This window comes from Chitinophaga sp., assembly GCF_036569185.1.
Taxonomy (GTDB): domain Bacteria; phylum Bacteroidota; class Bacteroidia; order Chitinophagales; family Chitinophagaceae; genus Chitinophaga.
Window position 1 is genome coordinate 35783 of the sequence record NZ_DATCRD010000172.1, and the last position, 20604, is coordinate 56386.

18 protein-coding genes are annotated in these 20604 nt (G+C 47.7%); 7 read left to right on the plus strand and 11 right to left on the minus strand.

Annotation, left to right across the window (positions count from 1 at the left end):
- Positions 1-45: 45 nt before the first annotated feature.
- The 4 genes from VIM72_RS12850 to VIM72_RS12865 form a co-directional block, all read right to left on the minus strand.
- Complete coding sequence (locus tag VIM72_RS12850) at positions 46-1923, minus strand: RagB/SusD family nutrient uptake outer membrane protein (RefSeq protein WP_332003234.1); 1878 nt, start codon at positions 1921-1923, stop codon at positions 46-48.
- Positions 1924-1934: 11 nt separating this feature from the next.
- The gene (locus tag VIM72_RS12855; protein ID WP_332003235.1) at positions 1935-5030 is read right to left on the minus strand and encodes a TonB-dependent receptor; all 3096 of its coding nucleotides are present in this window, start codon (positions 5028-5030) and stop codon (positions 1935-1937) included.
- Positions 5031-5656: 626 nt separating this feature from the next.
- The gene (locus tag VIM72_RS12860) at positions 5657-6469 is read right to left on the minus strand and encodes an AraC family transcriptional regulator (protein ID WP_332003236.1); all 813 of its coding nucleotides are present in this window, start codon (positions 6467-6469) and stop codon (positions 5657-5659) included.
- Positions 6470-6503: 34 nt separating this feature from the next.
- A complete protein-coding gene (locus VIM72_RS12865; RefSeq protein ID WP_332003237.1) occupies positions 6504-7475 on the minus strand; it encodes an aldo/keto reductase in 972 nt (323 codons plus the stop codon).
- A 212-nt stretch (positions 7476-7687) separates the two neighbouring features.
- Here VIM72_RS12865 and VIM72_RS12870 point away from each other — a divergent pair, with 212 nt between their 5' ends.
- Together VIM72_RS12870 and VIM72_RS12875 are read left to right on the plus strand one after the other, a co-directional pair.
- A complete protein-coding gene (locus VIM72_RS12870) occupies positions 7688-9631 on the plus strand; it encodes an FAD-dependent oxidoreductase (protein ID WP_332003238.1) in 1944 nt (647 codons plus the stop codon).
- 18 nt (positions 9632-9649) lie between these two features.
- The gene (locus VIM72_RS12875; RefSeq protein ID WP_332003239.1) at positions 9650-10393 is read left to right on the plus strand and encodes a DUF1444 family protein; all 744 of its coding nucleotides are present in this window, start codon (positions 9650-9652) and stop codon (positions 10391-10393) included.
- A 55-nt stretch (positions 10394-10448) separates the two neighbouring features.
- On the opposite strand, the gene VIM72_RS12880 is transcribed toward VIM72_RS12875, so the two are convergent.
- Positions 10449-10907, minus strand: coding sequence for a hypothetical protein (locus VIM72_RS12880; protein ID WP_332003240.1), 459 nt, complete (start codon positions 10905-10907; stop codon positions 10449-10451).
- A 251-nt stretch (positions 10908-11158) separates the two neighbouring features.
- Here VIM72_RS12880 and VIM72_RS12885 point away from each other — a divergent pair, with 251 nt between their 5' ends.
- From VIM72_RS12885 to VIM72_RS12895, 3 genes are all read left to right on the plus strand, one after another.
- A complete protein-coding gene (locus VIM72_RS12885) occupies positions 11159-11962 on the plus strand; it encodes an SDR family oxidoreductase (RefSeq protein ID WP_332003241.1) in 804 nt (267 codons plus the stop codon).
- Between the two features lie 116 nt (positions 11963-12078).
- Complete coding sequence (locus VIM72_RS12890; RefSeq protein ID WP_332003242.1) at positions 12079-12579, plus strand: DinB family protein; 501 nt, start codon at positions 12079-12081, stop codon at positions 12577-12579.
- Positions 12548-13000, plus strand: a complete 453-nt coding sequence (locus VIM72_RS12895) for a M24 family metallopeptidase (RefSeq protein ID WP_332003243.1) — start codon at positions 12548-12550, stop codon at positions 12998-13000. The genes VIM72_RS12890 and VIM72_RS12895 overlap by 32 nt, the downstream gene beginning before the upstream one ends.
- Positions 13001-13066: 66 nt before the next feature.
- On the opposite strand, the gene VIM72_RS12900 is transcribed toward VIM72_RS12895, so the two are convergent.
- The gene (locus VIM72_RS12900; protein WP_332003244.1) at positions 13067-13426 is read right to left on the minus strand and encodes a nuclear transport factor 2 family protein; all 360 of its coding nucleotides are present in this window, start codon (positions 13424-13426) and stop codon (positions 13067-13069) included.
- Positions 13427-13575: 149 nt separating this feature from the next.
- Here VIM72_RS12900 and VIM72_RS12905 point away from each other — a divergent pair, with 149 nt between their 5' ends.
- The gene (locus tag VIM72_RS12905; RefSeq protein WP_332003245.1) at positions 13576-14502 is read left to right on the plus strand and encodes a hypothetical protein; all 927 of its coding nucleotides are present in this window, start codon (positions 13576-13578) and stop codon (positions 14500-14502) included.
- Between the two features lie 39 nt (positions 14503-14541).
- On the opposite strand, the gene VIM72_RS12910 is transcribed toward VIM72_RS12905, so the two are convergent.
- Genes VIM72_RS12910 through VIM72_RS12920 form a run of 3 tightly spaced genes read right to left on the minus strand, consistent with a single transcriptional unit; the run spans position 14542 to position 17045 of the window.
- The gene (locus tag VIM72_RS12910) at positions 14542-15330 is read right to left on the minus strand and encodes an ABC transporter permease (protein ID WP_332003246.1); all 789 of its coding nucleotides are present in this window, start codon (positions 15328-15330) and stop codon (positions 14542-14544) included.
- On the minus strand, positions 15331-16092 hold the full coding sequence (locus VIM72_RS12915) for an ABC transporter ATP-binding protein (RefSeq protein ID WP_332003247.1): 762 nt from the start codon (positions 16090-16092) through the stop codon (positions 15331-15333). It lies immediately after the preceding gene.
- Between the two features lie 8 nt (positions 16093-16100).
- Complete coding sequence (locus VIM72_RS12920; protein ID WP_332003248.1) at positions 16101-17045, minus strand: pentapeptide repeat-containing protein; 945 nt, start codon at positions 17043-17045, stop codon at positions 16101-16103.
- A 104-nt stretch (positions 17046-17149) separates the two neighbouring features.
- Here VIM72_RS12920 and VIM72_RS12925 point away from each other — a divergent pair, with 104 nt between their 5' ends.
- A complete protein-coding gene (locus VIM72_RS12925; protein WP_332003249.1) occupies positions 17150-17350 on the plus strand; it encodes a hypothetical protein in 201 nt (66 codons plus the stop codon).
- Between the two features lie 2 nt (positions 17351-17352).
- On the opposite strand, the gene VIM72_RS12930 is transcribed toward VIM72_RS12925, so the two are convergent.
- Positions 17353-18663: a tetratricopeptide repeat protein gene (locus VIM72_RS12930; RefSeq protein WP_332003250.1), complete on the minus strand. Its 1311-nt coding sequence runs from the start codon at positions 18661-18663 to the stop codon at positions 17353-17355.
- Positions 18664-18801: 138 nt separating this feature from the next.
- Positions 18802-20541: a hypothetical protein gene (locus VIM72_RS12935; RefSeq protein ID WP_332003251.1), complete on the minus strand. Its 1740-nt coding sequence runs from the start codon at positions 20539-20541 to the stop codon at positions 18802-18804.
- Positions 20542-20604: the final 63 nt, after the last annotated feature.

Here is a 20604-nt window from a genome sequence, read left to right on the forward strand (position 1 = left end):
ATTTTAAAATTTACAGTAAACGATACCTATAAAGCCTGCGCGTTTTTACCAGCCCGGGTTCTGTGGAAATTCCAGGTACATATTGGCATCTGAATTTTTTAATGGCAGCCAGTAATGTTTTTCAGAATACCTGCGCTCCAGGATAACGGCCTCACGTAAATTGAGCACCCGGTTGTTTTTCGGATCTGTGGTACTGAAAGATGGGGACCGGTCGAACTCAACGGATTTTTTAAGCGTATACGGACTTTGTATCAGTAACATCCATCTTCTCAGGTCGTTGAAACGATGGCCTTCAAAAGACAGCTCCACGGCTCTTTCGCGCCGTACTTCGCTCATGAAAGCCTCCAGCGAAGCGGTGAAGCGGGCGGCTACACGTCCTGCGCCGGCACGGTCGCGGATCACGTTAATGGCGTCTACTGCCGTTTTGGAGTAGTTGCCGGATTTGCCGGTGGCAACGCCATAGCCCTGGGCGGCCGCTTCTGCATACATTAAATACACATCCGCCAGGCGCATATAAGGGAGATGGATATTCAGCGCTTTGTCATAGGTCCAGCCATTATCAAATCTGTTGGCCGTGATGGGAATAAATTTGTAGAGCAGATAACCGGAGCGGCTGCCGCTGCTGATGTCGCGATAGGTTCCCCCGGTATACAGGTTGGCATAGCGGTTTCTCTCATCGGTGGTAGCGCCCTGTATACATTTTACCCCATCAAAAACGATATCGTTGTAGAAACGCGGATCCCTGCCTCTCCAGGGGTAAGCGGGATCGTATCCCGATTCCGGATCCGCCTGCGTGATATCCTTGATGGGCAGGCCGTTTGCCATACCATAATAATCTACATAGTTAGCTGTAGGCACAAACGTGATGGCTTCTTCTGTAAGCAAAGCGGGGCCATATTGCTTGGCGGTGCCATAAGTAGAGCCATGCGCTCCGTAATAAGGACTGCGGAAAATAGCTTCGGTGCTGCCTGGCATTAACCAGTTCTGACCGGTGCTGTAAAAATTGGTGTAGTACTTTGAAAATTCTACCAGCTTGTAGGGGGCATCAGCGGATTCACATAATTGCAGCAACTCTCCAAATGCTTCCGCCGCTTTTTTGCAATAGTCCTGGTTATAGGTTTTACTGCCGGTAGATACATAGTTCATCAACGGACTGCCAGCCCACAAATAATTTTTGCCCAGGTAGCCCAGCGCCATGATTTTATTAATGCGCAACTGGTTTTTTCCCAACGTTCTTTTACCTGCGGTAGTATTGTCCCAGTTCACCGGCAACAGGTTGGCCGCTTCCCTGAAATCGGCCGCCGCTTTATCTGCGCATTCATTGTATTTAAGACGGGGCAGGGTGAGTTTCTGATCACCGGGCAGTACTTTATCAATATAAGGTAATCCGCCAAAATACTGGATAAACATAAAGTGAAACCATCCCCTGAAAAACAACAGCTGTCCTTTGATCAGGTCTTTCTCCTCCTGGGTGGCATCGGTTAGCTTATCAAGATTCTCCAATCCCATATTGGCTTTGCGGATACCATACCATCCCAGTTTCCACATTGATTTTGCAAAACGGTCGTCGTTGGTACTGGTATTGTTCCGGTCCATCCAACCTGCCTGCCAACCATCAAACTCTGATTGCCAACCCCAGAAATCGCCGTTGTCTATTTTTATGATAAAATGAAAATCACGTGCGGTAGACTGGATCTCATCTTCTCCCCAGTTCCAGGAATTAGTCCAATAGGCGTTGGTAAAATCCGGTATACAATGATAGAGCTCTTCCGTAAATCCCTGGAAGGCGATAAAATTCCTGAAGGCATTATCGGCCGATACGATAGATTGTGGTTCCTTATCCAGGAACTTCTTGCAGGATGCCAGCCCCAGGATCATCATCGCGCCGGCAGCTGCAAACAATAGCTTTGTATATTTATTCATAAAATACCTGTTTAGAAAGTAAAATTGGCGCCGAGGTTGTAACGCTTCACGGTAGGATAAGCACCCTGTGATGCCCAGCCGGTACCGGCAAAATTTGATTCACGGTCGTCGGGCATCTTGCTCCAGGCTGCCAGGTTATTGCCGTTGAGATACACTCTCACCGATTCAAGTCCTGCCCGTTTTATAAATCCTTTATCGAGTGTGTAGGCGATTTCAGCATTCTTTAACCGCAGGTAGGAACCATCGTACATATACTGGGTGCCCCGGTAATAACCCGCAGGAGTAGATAACCACCGCGGCATGGGCACATCTGCATTGGTATTGTATTTCGACCAGTAGCTGCCTTCATCATACACCGTGTGGCCCTGTGAACCAAGACTATTAAACACTACCTGCCGTGTCACGTTATTCACGCCATAGAATTGTACAAAAGCGCTCAGTCCTTTCCAGTCTACCCCAAACGTGGCATTATAGGTATTGGTAGGCCAGCCGCTGTGGCCATAAGGAATGTTATCTCTTGCGTCAATTACGCCATCGCCGTTATAATCAACGATGTAATAGTTGCCCGGCAGTTTCTGGTTATCGTTGGTATTGTGAATAGTGCTGCCATAAAGCTCATCCCATGTATTGTAGTAGCCCTGGCTCACATAAGAATAAGCCTGGCCTATCTGCATTCCTTCGGATTTCTGGTAGGCTGGTAACAATTGAGGGTTATCTGCTTCAATGATCTTGTTCTTCGTGTGCGTCATGTTGAGATCAGACCAGAGCCGGAGTTTTTTGGAGAGCGGGTAGCTGAAGTGCAGCTCCAGTTCATACCCGCGCGAGGTTACCCGGCCAAGATTAGCTACAGGAGGCGTAGTACCGTAGTAAGAAGGAACAGAGGCCCTGTTGGCAAGCAATATTTTGGAGCGTTTATCTTCAAAGAAATCCACCTTACCTTTTATGAAGCCTTTGAACAATTCAAAATCGGCGCCCGCATTAATTTTCTCAGCCTGCTCCCATTGCACGTTCGGGTTTCCTACAGTAGCTTCACGGTACCAGTTGAACGGGCTTTGTTCTGCGCCTTCACCGGTGGTACCCAGCCTGGCCCTTCCACCATATCCCCATTCGGTGAGGTATAAAAAGCGGCCGGCCACGTTATCAAAACCCGTTTGCCCGTAAGAGGCACGGAACTTCAGCAGGTCCAGGAATTTTATATTTTCCATGAAGCGCTCGTTGGAGGCGATCCAGTTCACCCCACCGGAAGAAAAGAAAGCAAAACGGTAATCAGGCGCAAACTTTTCCGAGCCGTTATATGCGCCATTGTACTCAATGGTATATTTATTCCTGTAGGTATAGGTAGCGCGGAATACCCAGTCCTCGCGGTATGAAGGGATCATACTGCCGCTGGCGGTAATATTGCGGTTCATCAGTCCCATGGCCGTTACCTGGTGTTGCTCCGCAATGGTTTTTGCGTAATTCAGCTGCAACTGGTAAAACAGTCGCCGCTGGTTATCGGTAACAGCGCCGGCTGCGGGCGTCCACTTGATGCCTTCCTGGAAATCGAAATTGGTAACCCCGTCAAAAGCGCTTTTGTAAAATACATTTCCTGTGGCGGGATCTATCCATTTGCGTTGTACATCATGATAAAGATCGTTCACTCCCCTGTCGCTTTCAATGAAAGTATTGTCCATGGAAATAGTACCGCTGAATTTCAGCCCGTTAACAAGCATATCCAGGTTTTGTTCCACCGAAAAGTCGGTAGTGATGCGCGTGGTCGTCTGGTATTGGATACCGCCTACTGCCAGGCTCCTGGCGGAGTTTTCCGCGCGGCCTTCATTCGGCGCATAGTAGCCCCAGGAGCCGTCGGCGTATACTGGCAGGAATACATCCGGCGCGGTGGTATAAGCATCGATCCAGGAGCCGTATTGGTTGCCCGAAAATCCCCAGGGGCTTTTCCTAACCCCGTAAGATCCGGAGAGATTTACCTTAAAGAGCGTGGAGGGTGTTAATTGAAAATCGAGGTTGGAGCGGGCATTTAATCTTGTAAAGCCAAAACCGGGTTTGTAGCCGCGGCGGTTATCGTATATTCTAAAAAGATCGCCCTCATGCAGGAAATCCGCGCTGGTAAAATATTTTACAAAACGGGTGCCGCCGCTGATATTCAGGTTGGCGTTTTGTGAAGTGGCGTAATCCTTAAACAGGGTTTTGGCCCAGTCTACATTCGGATAACGCTCTGCTTCCTCCTGGTTGGCCGGGAAGCGGTATTTATTCAGGATGGCCTGCGGATAATAATTGTTCCATCCTTCGGGTTTTAATGCCAGTTCATATTCGATGGCTTCATTAACGGTCCGCAATGCGTCGTACGAATCCGCTTTTCCCGGCAATTTGGAAGGGGCTTTCACCACATTATTGACCGTGGCCCTGATGGAGGCCTTTCCCAGTTTTCCTCTTTTAGTGGTAATGAGGATAACACCGTTGGCGCCCCGGGAGCCGAATACGGACGTTGCCGAAGCGTCTTTTAAAACGGTAACGGTTTCCACAGAGCCTATATCCACACTGGACATTGGCCGTTCCACGCCATCCACCAATATTAACGGGTTGCTGTTGTTCCATGTGCTAAGCCCGCGGATGATCAGCTGGGGGTCTTCTTCACCGGGCAGGCCCGTGCTCTGGGCGGTGATCAGGCCCGGTACATTCCCGGTTAGCGCTGCGCCGATGTTTGATACGCCGCCGGCCCGCTCCAGCGTTTTACCGTTGGTTTGCGACACTGCGGCTACCACGCTTTCCCTTTTCTGGCGGCCATAACCTACTATCACCACATCCTCAAGGCCCACTACATTGTCTTTCAGGGTAACGGCAATAGTCGATTCGTTTTGGATATTCACTTCCTGTGGCAGCTTTCCTATATAGGAGAACACCAGTATATGCTTACCGGCGGGCACCCGGATAAAAAACCGGCCGTCGTTGCCGGTGCTGGTACTCACCTGGGTGCCTTTTACCACCACCGTGGTACCGGGTATGGGCGTCTTTTTTTCATCCTGTACCACGCCCTGCACCACCCGTGCATCCTGGGCCAGTAGTAATGAAGAAGAGGTGAGCGTAACCGACAGCATTACTGCTATCATAACAAGCCATTTGCATGACTTTCGCGAAAGAATCATTCTTAACATGGAATTCAAAATATTTAATGTTAGGGCAATGAAGGGTTATGACAGCCGGTTCAGGACTGTCATACCGGAATACCCGGCGGGAACAATGAGATGCAATAAAAAGCAGGACCTCTACAGTTACGGTCGGATGCTACACATTAGTTGATAGCGCTGAAAATGATTGCCGGGACGTGGTGACCCGGGGGATATTCAAATTTCATAAGTAATTATTTAGTGTTAAATAGACAATTATTCATAACGTCAGAACTGTGGATCATTAAGTGGCATTAAAACAAAAATGCAACATGCTAATCTACAAATCTCATGTTTATATGAATGCTACGAATCTCCAAAAGGAGGGTAATAATGTCTAAATAAGCGCTGGTAGCCGGAACTGGAAGGGGCTGCAGGCGGGGAAACGGGGATTCCGGGAGTTACGTTAATGGCCGGTTGCCGCCGGAGGAATTATAAAATGAGGGGCGAGTTCCCGGAACTGAAGGGAAGCATTAATGGCCGGCTACCGCCGGAGGAATTATAAAATACGGGACGAGTTCCCGGCTGGTTATATGGAACGGAATAACGGAACCGGGCGCCACGACTTCCTAATTTAACCGGTCGGTAGGCGCCTTGCCGAACTTCTTTTTAAAAGAATGGGAGAAATGAGAGAGACTTTCAAAACCCAGGTCAAGATAAATTGCAGAGGGTTTCTTATTCTTTTTTTCTATAAGATGCCGGGCTTCCGCCAGCCGTTTTTCCAGTAACCATTGTCTTGGGGGCATATCGAATATTTTCTGGAAATCGCGCTTGAACCCGGCAAGACTTCTTCCCGTGAGTTGTGCAAATTTTTCAATGGGAACATTGTAATGAAAATTGCGGACCATAAATTTTTCCAGGTCCATTTTATAAGGCTCCGAAAAGTCAAATAATAATTCTTTGAGCCCGGGCATGATATTCAGGAGAAGGTAAACCGCTTCTTTTACTTTAAGCATACCCATCGCCTGGGTTATTTTGTCTTCCGGGTGATGCACATAGGGAAGTATAGATTGAAAGAAGGCATGTAAAAAATCGTCGCCTGGAATCAGGATACTGCCGGGGCCCCTGTATTTATGTTCTATCTCTATCTGTTCCTCCAGGGCAATCTTCCGGAGCAGGTCTTCCTTCAGCCTGATAACAACAGTTTGATAATACTCTTCTTCCAGGGGCATTTTGGTAATTTCTCCCAGTTGATTTTTTTGTACCAGCAGCATTTCGCCGCGCCCCATTGAGATCTTCTGGGTAGCCGTTTCCAGTGTAAAACGGCCCGACACCTGCAGTATCAGTGTATTATCTTCCATGAATGCCACCTTTTCCTTTCTCATCTTTGAGAGATAAGAGAAAAAGATGACTCCCGGAAGTATTTCTGTTGGATTTGTCATAATGTAAAGATATGAAACGGGCGCGGCTTCTATACTACCGCTGCAGGTAAGTGCCTCCGAGAATAGCGCCGGGAGCAAAATGCGTGTTAAGCATGCTCATCTCAGCGGGAGTGAATGTTATCTCCATGGCCTGCCTGTTTTCCGGCAACCTTGATCTCCGGCTCATACTTACCAGCGGCATAATATGATCGCCCTGTGCATTCACCCAGGCGATGGCCAGTTGGGCAGGTGTATATCCTTTTTCTGTAGCCATTTGTTTTAACACTTCTACTTTTTCCAGGTTCTTCACCAGGTTATCTCCCTGGAAACGGGAAAAGTGATGATGGTAGGAACCGGCAGGAAGTGGCGCCTTCATTTCGCCTGTAAGTAATCCTTCGGCGGTATTGGCAAATGCCACTACTCCTATGCCCAGTTCCTTCGCAGCAGGAAGCAGGTCGCTTTCTATCTGCCGGTCGGCCAGTGAATAGCCTATTTCCAGCGCCGTTACCGGGTGGATGCTGTTGGCCTTGCGCAGCTGATCCGCCGTTACTTCAGAAACACCGAGGTAACGCACTTTGCCTTCTTTGATCAGGTCGGCTATGGTGCCGATCACATCTTCCACCGGCACACTGTTATCGAGCCGGCAGGGCTGATAAAGATCGATGGTATCTATGCCCAAACGTACCAGGGAATAATTGATGAAGTTTTTGATGGCTATCGGGCGGAGGTCAAGCCCCAGCCACTGACTGCCATAAAAAATACCGCCAAACTTAACGCTTATAAAAGCATCGTCCCTTCTGCCTTTGATGGCTTTGCCTATCAGCAGCTCATTATGGCCGCTGCCATAAAAATCGCCCGTGTTCAGGAAATTGATGCCGCTGTCTAACGCCGCCTGGATCGTAGCAATACTTTCATTTTCGTCGGCGCCCTCGCCTCCCCAAACGGACGACATCCGCATACAACCTAATCCGAGTTTGGATACCAGTGGCCCGTTTTTGCCCAGGGCTATCTTTTTTATTGTTGTCATTGCTGTAAATTTTATTTGATTAACAACACAAAGATCAGGGTTTAGAGAGCAGGGCTGCTTTCTTTTATAGCTCAAATTAGTTGTCTGGATGGCTCAGTTTATTTCCCCCACTTATCAAGCTCAACACTGGTTAATAATCTCCCTTTACTTTCAGATTAAATTAGTATTTTAAAAACCATTAATAAAATCCACGTAAAGAAAAGAAAGTAACCATGAACAGGAAACAATTCATCGGCCTCGCAGGCAGTACCGCGTTAACACTCTTGTTAAGCAGGAAAAGTATTTTTGCCAACACAAAGACGGCCGCACCTGGTGAATTTCTTTTCGTAGAAGCAGAAGGCTTTACAGACTACGGTGGATGGGAGCTTGATCAGCAATCAATGGATATAACCGGTTCTCCCTATTTGCTGGCCCATGGTTTAGGCATACCCGTTAAAGATGCTACAACAGCCGTTGAATTTCCGTCTGCCGGCACATACAGGGTTTGGGTACGTACCAGAGATTGGGTGGCTCCCTGGAAAGTGCCGGGAGCGCCGGGTAAGTTTCAATTACTCATCAATAATGTCCCTTTAAAAGAAACCTTTGGCACCAAAGGCGCCGCCTGGCACTGGCACGACGGCGGCCAGGTAACCGTACCCCAAAAAGCAACCCTTTCCCTTCACGACCTCACCGGCTTTGAAGGACGTTGTGAAGCCATCCTGTTTTGCAAGGATATAAATTTTGAACCTGTAAATGATCTCCAGGCGCTCACAAAATTCAGAAGAAAGTTACTGGGATTAAGCGACGAGCCCACCGATGGAGGAAATTACGACCTGGTGGTGATCGGCGGAGGCGTTGCAGGGACCAGTGCGGCCATCTCCGCGGCCAGGCAGGGAATCAGGGTAGCGCTTATACAGGACCGGCCGGTACTGGGTGGTAACGGAAGCTCAGAAGTGAGGGTATGGCCCGAAGGACGCACACAACAGGAACCCTTCCCACATGTAGGCGACATCGTAGAAGAAATAATGCCCACACCGCCCGAGCGTGTAAATGGCTCCCGCAATGCCTTGAACGGCGCGTCGTACGACGATTCAAAGAAAATGAAAGCCGTGGAAAACGAGCCCAATATCACTTTAATGATGTACGAGCGCGCTTTCCGGGTGGAAACAGCCAACAATGAAATTAAAGCCGTTATTATCCAAAATATACAAACCGGTAAACGCCGGAAACTGACGGCAAAATATTTTGCAGACTGTACAGGAGATGCTACCGTTGGCTTCCTGGCCGGGGCCGATTATGAAATGTCAAAAACAGGTTTGATGGGCACCTCAAATTTATGGAATGTGCTCAATGCAGCTGATAATAAACAGGTGCTGGCCTGCGAATGTAAAGACAAAACAGCTTTGGCCATGCAATGCGAGATGGGTGAAATAGCACAACCCTTCCCCCGTTGCCCCTGGGCCATTGATTTAAAAGACAAACCATTTCCCGGCCGTAAAGGTTATAAGGGACAATGGGGCCGCGAAGACCCACTCTCCAACCTGGGCGGATGGTATTGGGAAAGCGGCTTTGATAAAAACCCGATCACTGAAATAGAGCTTATACGGGATCTTAATTTCCGGGCCATGTACGGCGCGTGGGATACCCTGAAAAACGTAGATAAACAATATCCCAACCATCGCCTGGGCTGGGCGGCCTTTATTGCCGGCAAAAGGGAATCCAGGAGGTTGATGGGAGACCTGGTACTAACTGCGGACGACTTCAGAAAAGACCGTTCGTTTCCCGACCCGGCATTCCCCTGTTCATGGCATATAGATATTCATACCGCCGATCCGGCCTTCGACAAAGGCCTGAAAGGACAGGAATTTATTTCCAGGGCCAGCGAGGGAGAAGGATACGTGTATAAGAAAATATACTGGGCGCCCTACCGCGTTTTATACAGTCGCAATATCAGCAATCTTTTTATGGCCGGAAGAGATATCAGCGTAAGCAACGACGGTCTGGGCCCTGTACGTGTAATGCGCACCTGCGGCATGATGGGCGAAGTGGTTGGAAAGGCTGCAGCCTTGTGTACGAAATACAAAACAACACCCAGGAATATTTACGAAAAACACCTCGATAAATTGCAGGATCTGATGCGCATGCCCGGCCAATACCGGGCGGAGAATATGTCATAAACCAAATGCATCATTACTATGGGATTATTCAAAAAACTGTTTGGCAAAAGCAAACAGGAAATTGAAATTGCGATAGATAAAAACAAAGTGCCGGTATATCCCATGCTGAAAGCGGGAAACTGGCAGGCGATCAACCAGGTGGCAGCCATTCCTTTTGTAAAAGACAGGGAGCATTTGGAGCTGGCTGTCATTTTTGCACAGGACGCGGGAACCCGATTTGAATACATTACTCCGTCCGACCTGCAACATCCTGAAGTAAAAGCCAATTATGAAAACTGGCAACAGCACATAGATGCCTATCCATACGAATTCGAGGTTTCAGAGCGATTGGACAATCGTGTTATTTTTGCTTCCGGTGAAGATCATTCTTCAGAAAAGATCCTCTCCCCCGCTTTCCTCCATCATGCCTGTGAAGTACTGCATACCGACCGGTTGATCATTTCTGCACCAAGACGGCGTTGCCTGATGATAACCAGTTATCATGAAAATTTCCCCATGCTGGAAAACTTCTTCCACCTGCATTTTATCGCCTTCCGGGAAGAAGAATATGGCAATGAGCCCATCACGGAAATGATCTTTACCGCCAATAACAAAAATGTGGAGTATGCTGTACCGCTTGGGTTTCGTATTAACCTATATGAAAAAGACGGGCAGCGAAAATTAGTATATGCCACAATGGATGAATTGTTTGATGAAAATGGTCAGATAAATTTTCAAAAGATCATAGAGCGGAATAAAATACCGGTTCTTTTTAAGAGATAGAATATAAAGCGTGATACCGCCCTGCGGCCGTACCACGCTTCCTGCTTTAATAACGTTACCAGCTCAGGGTAGCCAATACATCTTCGTCCGTATCGTCATTAGGATCGCTGGGATCAGGCGAGATATGCGCCGTTAACCGGTACTGATCACCCGCCTGTAAGGTAACCGACTCCGTTCTGTAAGTGCTTTCCCCCGGGAATGTTGTAAAGCGCAGGTAAGTGCCTTTGGTAAGGTTTTCAAAGGTAACATAGGGCTGCTTAACGCTATGCCACAAAGGAATGTTCAATGTCAGCGAAGCCGTTCCGCTAACCGTTGATGTAAATACAATACTCCTGTAAGGATCATTGGGCAGGTCATCCTTTTTAGCGGCAACAAATACCTGGCCTTTTGCCTGGCTGTTTCCTTCTTTGCTTTCAATGGTTACCTCTGAAGAGGCCGGGTTTGACTGGGCATGTAAAGTAAAAGATGCAAACAGGGCCATGCACAATGAGAGGTGTTTTACAATGTTCTTCATTTTTCGGGTTTTATGTTTGGTGATCAAATAGGAGCGTTCATTTTTGGCAAGGTGGTATAAAAGGGCCGGCATAGGCTTACTTATATAGCCAGATAAATATAGTGTAAATCCGGGCAGGCACATCAGTGTGCGATATGGAATAATGATTTGTTAATATGTATGAATCCTTGTTCCGGAAACGAAAATATTTTTTTTCTAAAATCCCGATCGTTTTGCACAGCCGAATCGTCCAAAAGATAAATTCAAACAACATGAAAAATCTTAAAGACAAAGTAGCTGTCGTATTTGCTGCATCCGGTGAAATTGCCGGAGCTGTTGCACGGTCGTTTTCCCAACAGGGAGCTAAGGTGTATGTTACCGCCCGGAACCTGGATGCCGTAAATGAATTGGCCCGCGAAATCAAAGCCGGTGGCGGATGGGCGGAAGCCGCTAAAGTGGATGCGATGGTTGAGGCTGAAATCAGCGACTTCCTGGAAAAGGTGGTGGCGGATAACCAGCGATTGGATATTGTATTCAATGGCATCGGGGCTGATTACAATGAGATGGGCGGCCGGCCGGCTACAACCGAAGCCACCTTCGAACAGTTCATGGCCCCCATCCAAAAGATCTGCGGGTCACAATTCCTTACTTCAAGGGCGGCAGCCAGATATATGATACAAACACACTCCGAAGGCACCATCTTACTGCTTACCGCGGCATTATCCAGGTCAAAGCTCTCCAACGTAGCAGGCATCACGGCTGCCAGTGTTGCCATTGAAGGACTTACCCGGGTAATGGCCACGGAATGGGGGAAAAATGGCATCAAAGTGATTTGTATTTGTCCAGGCGCCATCATGGAAACCAAAAGGATCTCCGGATGGATTGAAGCCGCCGCACGGCAATATGGAATGCCGTTAGAGCAACTGATTGCACAGTATAAGTCGCTCGATATCCTGAAAACAAGTCTCACCTTAAAACAGGTAGGCGAAACAGCTGCCTTCCTGGCGTCTGAAACAGGAGTTGCTTTCAACAGTCATATTGTAGATGTGGATTGCGGCAAGTTGAATATTTTATAATCTACTTGTAGTAGCTTAGTGGTTACAGCCCTTTACGGAGGGCTGTAATTTAATTCCTTACTGCTAATACCAATTAAATCAGACGCTGTTACTATCTTTATTTCAAATACCATTCTATGATAGTACAGCAACTTCTGGCAGAATTCGAGCATGAAGTAAACAACACACGTAAATTATTACAGGCCGTTCCGGAAAAAGACCTGCAATACAAACCCGCAGCTACATCCTGGACAATGGGCCAGCTGGCCCAGCATATCGCCACCATCTATTATTGGTATACAGGCACATTCACTAAGGATGTATACGATCTGGCCGCTGACCCTCTTGAACGGGGAAGCGCTGATGATATCAAAGCTACCCTGTCGCTTTTTGAAAACAATGTAACGCTGGCCAGGAACGCATTAAAATCAATTACAGAAGAAAAGCTAAAGGATAACTGGACCATGAAAGCAGGTGAACGGGTTATTCTTGGTCCTATGCCCCGGGGAATTGTGGCGCGCGGTTTCCTGTTTAATCACATTTATCATCATCGTGGCGAAATGATCGTTTACCTGCGCGCTACAGGAAATAAAGTACCGGGGATGTATGGTCCTACTTACGAGGAAAGCAGGTCCTGAGCCTACGCTATATGGCTACCGGGAGCTGGCGCAAATGATCCGCCCGGGTATATCGGAAACGGATGTACGGCTCGCTTTCGAAATGCAAGCCTTCCGGCATGGCGGTCATACCGTACCTTATGATACCGTTGCAGGCAGCGGCTCCAACAACCTTTCGCCCCGTATCTATTTCGGCAGCCGCCTGCGTGTGGACCTGCAACTGGAGCCAGGCCATTTGATCACCGTGGAGCCAGGTTTATATTTCATTAAAGCTTTGCTGGAAGATCCGGAGTTTATAAAGAAACACCGGGAGGATGTTAACTGGAATGAAGTGGAACACTGGAAAAATATCGGTGGGGTACGGATTGAAGACAATATCCTGGTAACGGCTTCCGGTAATGAAAACCTTACGGAAGCAGTGCCGAAAGCGACTCATATATAATGACGCTTTTAACAACATGAAGCGCCCACAACCAAGCGTGGGCGCGCTTCATGTTGTTAAGGCTTGTTACATAAAAAACTGCTCAGAAACAATTTTACCATCTTTCACATGATATACGCAAAGCTCCGTCATCTTTTCACGCTCCCTGCCTTTCATTTTAATGTCCATCGTGAGCACAAAGGAGAAAACATTACCAGCAATTAACACCGTGGAAACAGTAGTGCCATAACGGGATTCTACCATCGAGCTGAATTTACGGTCCTTTTCCTGTAACGCTTCCAGTCCCCGCGTTTCCTTCTCAAATCCCGGAGTTTCCAAAGGCTCTATACTTACTGCATCTTCAGCATATAATTCCTGTTGGGCCCGGGTAAATTCTTCATTACGGCAGTATTCTGCCAGGCGTGAGGCAATTTGTTCTACTGTCATAGTAGGTGGTTTTTCGTGATGAAATAAAGTTACACGCTCTTAGTACTAATTTCAACAGGCACAGCATTTAATTCCCCGGAAAATAATAAAATATTAAATTTATTACCTGCAATTTCCTTACTTAACATTAATCTACAAAAACAGATAGTATGCGCCTGCAAAAAGTAGAAGAAGGAGATGGTTTCTTCAAAGCATTACTTATCAGGTTTATTTCAGGCGTATCCGGAATACGCTTACCGGATGCAGCACGGATCGTTATGTATCACCGCAGTTTTTATGGTAAGCCCATGACCACCTGGACCCATGCTGCAATGCGTGGAGAAAGTGGCTGGTCTGTTGGAGAACGGGAACTTTTTGCCGCCATGACTGCCAGATGGAACGAATGCCCGTTTTGTGTGGAAGCGCACGGCGCAATTGCTTCACTTGTTATCAATAAAACAATGGTAGCCACGGCGCTTAACGACTTCCGGACAGCAGATCTGTCTACTAAACTATATGCTACACTGCAATTCCTGGAAATATTTGCGAAAACCCCCGATGTACTAACCACTGAACATCTGGCAGGCATACTCCGGAGCGGTGCATCTCCCAGGGATCTGGAAGATGCAATGGCGGTTACTGCCCTGTTCAGCATTACTGCCCGCTGTGCCAATGCCTTCGGTTTTGAAATGCTTAATGATGCAGATCAGTCACGCGCAGCAAAACGAATGCTAAAACAAGGATATGTTTTTGGCAAAGGCAAACCTAAAGGCAGTCCTGATCACAGGGCTATGGCACAGGAACTGCACCGGTGCATATTTGAAGGACCAGGCATAACGGATACGCATCTTCGGCAGGCAGTTGGCAGAAGGGCAACTGGTGGCCCCGCATTGCCTGTGCCGGCTTACGATCGCATGGCGTTGGAAATTGGTCAAAGCTCCTACAAAATTACGGACGGACAGATAAAGGATGTAGTAAGTACCGCGGGGAGCGAAAAAGCAGCATTTGAATTAATTATAGCTGCAGCTGTGGCGGCTGGCTTATTTCGCTGGCAACGCGGGCTCACCCTGCTGAAGGAAGTAAACGTCGACAGTTGAAACATATGATACCTGGGCATCTATGCACAGACTCCTCTTTCAAAAGCAAAAATCCCTACCCCTTCTCCGGTAAATCCTCATCGCAAACCAGTAAGCCCATACCATAATAGCAGTGCACCATGCCAGCGCCACCCATATCTCCTGGCCTACCGGCTGACTAAAAAGCAACGCCCGTATCGCTTCAACAATGGGCGTTACCGGCTGATGCTCTGCAAATGCACGGACGCCTTTGGGCATTGAGGCCGTTGGCACGAAAGCAGAACTTATTAAGGGTAAAAAATGGATGGGGTAAGCAATGGCACTGGCTCCATCTACCGTTTTGGCTGATAAGCCGGCAATAGCCGCCACCCAGGTGAGGGCCAGCGAAAACAACCCGAGTATACCCAACACTGCCAGCCATTGTAATATACCTGCCGACGGGCGAAAACCCATGATCAAAGCCACCAGGATAATGATAACAAGCGAGATGATATTTGACAGCAAGGACGTAAGTATATGCCCCCACAGCGCGGCCGACCTTGCCACCGGCATTGAATTAAAACGCTCAAATATACCCCGTTGTACATCTGTAAACAGGCGGAAAGACGTATAGCCTACACTGTTAGCTACAGCGATCAGCAAGATACCCGGCAGCAGGTAGTCTACATAATTATCAGTGCCTGCATGAATGGCCCCGCCCAATACATAAACAAACAGCAGCATCATGGCAATAGGCATGATGGTAACCGTGATAATGGTATCCATACTCCTGGAAATATGACGCATGGAACGCCCGAGCATAATGCTCATATCCAGGAAAAAATGTTCTCTGATCCTTACCGTTTCCATTTATTTACCCTCCTTTTTTTTACCTACGACAGAAAGAAATATTTCCTCCAGCGTCGGCTGTTTTTCAATATATTCGATTGTTGCAGGCGGAAACAGCTTCTTCAGCTCCGCCAGTGTACCGTTTACGATGATACTGCCTTCATGCAAAATGGCAATCTGGTCTGCCAGCTGCTCTGCCTCTTCAAGGTACTGGGTAGTAAGAAATACCGTAGTACCGTTAGCTGACAGCTCTTTTATGATCTTCCATACTTCAATACGGGCCTCGGGATCAAGCCCGGTAGTAGGCTCGTCGAGGAAAACAAGCGGGGATTGCCCCACCAGGCTCATGGCAATATCCAGCCGCCGCCGCATTCCACCTGAATAGGAAGACGCCCTGCGGTTGGCGGCATCCGTTAAGCCCAGGCGTTCCAGCAAATCACCGGCTACCTGGTGTGGATTTTTAAGATGCCGTAACCGTGCTATCATCAGCACGTTTTCCCTGCCGGTAAGTATGTCGTCTACGGCGGCAAACTGGCCTGTAAGACTGATAGATCGCCGCACATACTGCGGATGTAGCAACACATCGAACCCGTTAACGGTAGCGCTTCCGCTATCCTGCCGCAGAAGCGTGGTAAGGATTTTAACGATGGTTGTTTTACCTGCGCCATTGGCGCCAAGCAGGGCGAAAATACTGCCCTTTTTAACCTCAAAGTCTACTCCTTTAAGGACATGGAGATCCCTGTAGGACTTCTTTAGTCCTATCACCTCTATTGAATTTTGCATAGCTGTATTTATATGATGGTAACCTTCGACAAATCAGCCCCGATGCCCTTCAGCGCGGCATAGGTCAGTTTATCCATCCTGGCATTGTCGAAGCAAATGGTTTTGATAGCCTTGTAGTATTTGTTGGTAAGCGCAAACTGTGGACGGAAAGAAACATTTATCAATGTGGCGCCGGCGAACCGGGTTTCATTCAATGCAGTCTTGTTAAATTTAACCCCGATAAACGTCTGCCCTTCAAAGCTAACGCCCCGCAGGTCGGAGTAGGTAAAGTCCACTCCCTCAAAGGTGCAGTTCTCAAAAATCGTTTTCGTCAGGTCATTCATGGTCAGTTTGGTATCGACCAGCTTCGCATTGGCGAACTTTGCATTCGTGAGGTCCGACTTACTGAGCTCCGTACGCACAAGAATGGTTTTGTTAAAGCTTGCACCGGTAAGATTGATGGCCGATAGAGTGCAGTCGGTCAGGTTTGTTCCATCAAAATTGGCTTCCTGTACATCACTGCCAAAGAACGAACTCTCTGTCAGGTCAGCTCCCGAAAAATTGGAGCCACGCAAAGCGCTTCCACTGAATTTCCGCTGACGCGCCGTAACGCCCGAAAAATCAGTATCAGGCAGATTGCTCCCACTGAAGTTCGTAAGGAGTGGCTGCTCCGACGCATAGGATGGATGATTCCCTTCCGGTTCGGCGGGCGCATCCTCACCGGCCCGTTCTGTTGCCGGTTTGAAGGTATTGCCATTATCAACAGACGGGAAGGTTTCTGAAAAATAGTTAAGGTCAACACCCAATATCTCCGCCAGCTGGTTAATAGTAATAATGTCAGGGATAGATTCTCCCCTTTCCCATTTTCCAACAGCCTGGGGGCTGATAAAAAGAAGTTGGGCCAGTTGCGCCTGGGACATATTCTTCTCTTTTCGCGCTTTGGTAATTTTGTTTCCTAATACTTTAATATCCATACATGCTGCGTTTTACTTGTTTCTGATTTGATGAAGCAAAGATATCAGCGTCATTCTTCAAACCGGTAAAACCATGAAACCTTATAGTTGTAACATTACTACTTGTGGTTGTAATTTACCAATTCACAGTTGTATATATTGAAAATCAAACATTTACAAATGATCCCTCAAAAGCAGCCTGCCGGGGGAAAAACCCGGCAGCAGATGAAAAAACATTAGCAGATGATGTCATTAATGAGCCTACCGGAAGCCGTCAGGGCATGCTGCCGGCGATACAATACCTGGTATCCGGTCGTAAATCTTAAAGTCAGAAACTTCCTTCCGCTTTTTTAAAATCAGCTGCGGCCAGTTTCTTTTTTCCCAACAGCCGGTAGATCTCTCCCCTGGCCTTGTAAGCACTAAGATCCTTCGGATCCAGGGTGATCATGGTGGTGTAGTCTTTGATAGCCGCCTGGTAATTCTTCTGATATTTATATGCAAGCGCCCGGTTACCATATGTAGATGCGTTGTCTGGTTGTAACCTGATAGCATGGGTAAAATCCTGTATAGCCAGCTTATAATCCTTTTTCAAAGCATAGGCCAATCCGCGAATGGCGTAACTCTCCGCTTCTTTAGGCTCCATCGCTATTGCTTTTGTCAGATCGGGAATGGCAAGCGACGGTTTATTTATATACGTATAAAGGTTTCCCCGCTGACGATAGGCCAAAGCATTGGGAGGCCCTTTGGTGATGACCGTGGTAAAATCCTGTATGGCTGGTTCAAACTCTCCCTTGTGGTAATAGGCCAGTCCGCGGTTGTAATAATTATTCACTGCCTCCGGGTCTATTTCAATCGCCTTTGTTATATCTGCAATAGCCAGATCCGGTTTGCCGGACGCTATATAAAGGGCGCCCCGGCCACTCAATGCACCGGACGATTGCGGATCAAGCGCAATGGCGCTTGTAAAATCAGCCATTGCCGGTTCGTTTTTGTTAAGTTTGGCATAAAGATACCCCCGCTCCCGATAAGCAGTGGCATTACCGGGATACAGCGCTATTACTTTTGTATAGTCCCTGATGGTTAACCCGTATTGCTCTTCTACCGAAGAAAAAGTGGTTCCACGGGTTACATATAATTGCTTAAAGCGTTCCTTTTCCAGGTGTAGTGCAGTGGTGTCTTCTATAAAATCGCCCGGGAGATTGTTGTCGGTTGAATCTGCTTCTTCCAGCCGCACAGGCATTTCCACACTTTTTGCATTTAACGCCAATGCTTTGGAAAGATCATTATAAGATAATTCAGGCGCATCCATTTTTGTATAAAGATACCCGCGCAAGCCCAAAGCCCAGGCGTAGCCTGCATTGAGATCGATCGCTTTATTTAAGGAAAAGAGCGCGTTTTTATCATCTCTTTTTTGAAGATAAGCAAATCCCAGGTTGGCATATGCTGAATCGGTGGGATGAAGTGCGATGGACTCAGTAAAACTGCTGATGGCTGCATCCGTTTTCTTCTCTTTCAGATAATCTTTCCCGGTCCTGTAACTCGCTTCTGCCTTACGGATCTTTGAGGTATCCTGCTGTCCGTAACACGTGGATGCTGCCATTATCAATACCGTCAATACCTGAACATTTATTCTTTTCATAAAGTCTATGGCTTGGTTAACAAAGCTGAAAAAAATCCCCTAAGCGCATAAATCGAACCAAAAAAATGCAGGTCGTTGTTCAGGCAAGAACGATAATCAAAAAGCCTCCGGACCTATGATCCGGAGGCTTCCTGCTGTTTAATGTTTCCTCTGTATACCCGGCGAAGATGTAATGTCCACATCTGCAAACCGCCAGGCTTCATCAAATACAAATTTAATTTTCTGCGCTTCGCTATTTTTGTTTTGGGAGATTAATGAATGATATAACCCCATCAATGCCCACCCGTTCTTCTTCCATGTTTGCAGGTCTTTGCGGTAAACGCTTTCTGCTTCACTGTATTTTCCTGCATCCTGGAGCGCTGCTCCCAGGTAATGTCTTACGGAGAAAAACCAATCGGGCGGCTCGTTATAATTCAGATTATCTTCTATGGCCACCGCTTGTTTAAGCAAAGCAATGGCAGTATCCGGATGCTGTTGTTTGACTGCTACTTCGGCAGATAACACCTTTACAGCGATCTGCACAAGATCTGCCGTGGTATTTATATCCCAGATAGTAATGTGTTTGAGGATAGTATCGGCCGCCATCCACTTCAGGCTGTCCAGCTCCTTTTGCGCGGCAGGAACACCGTTCTTTCCGAGATATGCCATTCCCCTTGCGTAGTGCCAGATGGCCCGCGGGTATACCAGGTCTTCCGCAGGCGCAGGAAGAGAAAGAATGGTATCCCACATGCCGAATTTTACAGCAACGTAATATGGTATGGAATAGTAGTGCTGTAAGGTGCCCCATCGTGGCAACCGCATAATATCTTCCGCGGTATGCTCCCGCAACTTTGCCGCGGCTTTCCATGCCAATGCGGAATTACCTTCCAGCGTAGCGGTGGCCGCCAGGAAATGGTAGTTATGCGGATAATAGCCCAGCGGATATGCTCCCTGCGCATGACAGGCAACCGTATAACCACTATCGGCTTCCACTGCATGTATGTTGGCAACAGAGCCTGCATGATAATCGCCGGTATTAATATAAATATGCGAAGGCATATGCAGTAAATGCCCTGCTCCGGGCACCAGGGTATCCAGCAACCGGGCGCTCGCCATTGCTTTTTCAGGATGGGCCGATGCCTCCATTGCATGAATATAGTAGTGATGCGCGCCCGGGTGCATGGGATTGATCCTGATCAGGTGCTCCAGTACCGCCACCAGCTCCGGTGTCCAGGCGCGGGGTTGTTTTGTTTGCTTATCGTACAGGTCCCATGGGTGAAGATCCATCAGCGACTCAGCATACAAGGCCCCTATATCGGGATCAGACGGGTATTGCTCATACACTTTCTTCATGGCGGCTGCATAGGCTATATCCAGCGCTTTCCGGTCTTCCGGCGCAGGCATTTCATAACGGGCAGCCAATGCATTGATCAGCGCTTTTTCCTTTGGGGCACAGGAGGCATACAGCGTTTTTGCTTTAGCCGTTGCTTCATAGGCGCGCTGAAAATTATCTTCTTCCATGCCTGCATTATAATTGGGGCCCAGCACATAAGCATATCCCCAATAAGCCATCGCACAGCTGGTATCCAGCCGGGCAGCCTCGAAAAAAGACCGGGCTGCTTCTGCATGATTAAAGCCATACATCAGCATCATTCCCTGGTTAAAATATTCCTGCGCTTCTTTACTGCTGGTGGAAACCGGGAAGCTGATCCCCTTTAACCCCTGCAGCTTAGGCGCTTTTTTACCCGAGGTATACCAGTCTTTGTCTGTTATCCTGGAAGTATAACAACGAACATCAGGTGATTTCTTAACAGTTGCGGAGGTTTCTTTTGTTTTGGTGCCATTATTACACGCAACAAGAAGTAAAAAAGAAATAATTGGCAAATAATGCTGTTTCATTTGGAAGCTTATTTGAATGATTTACTGATTCATAAGCTCCGCATTACTTTGAGCGTTTATTGA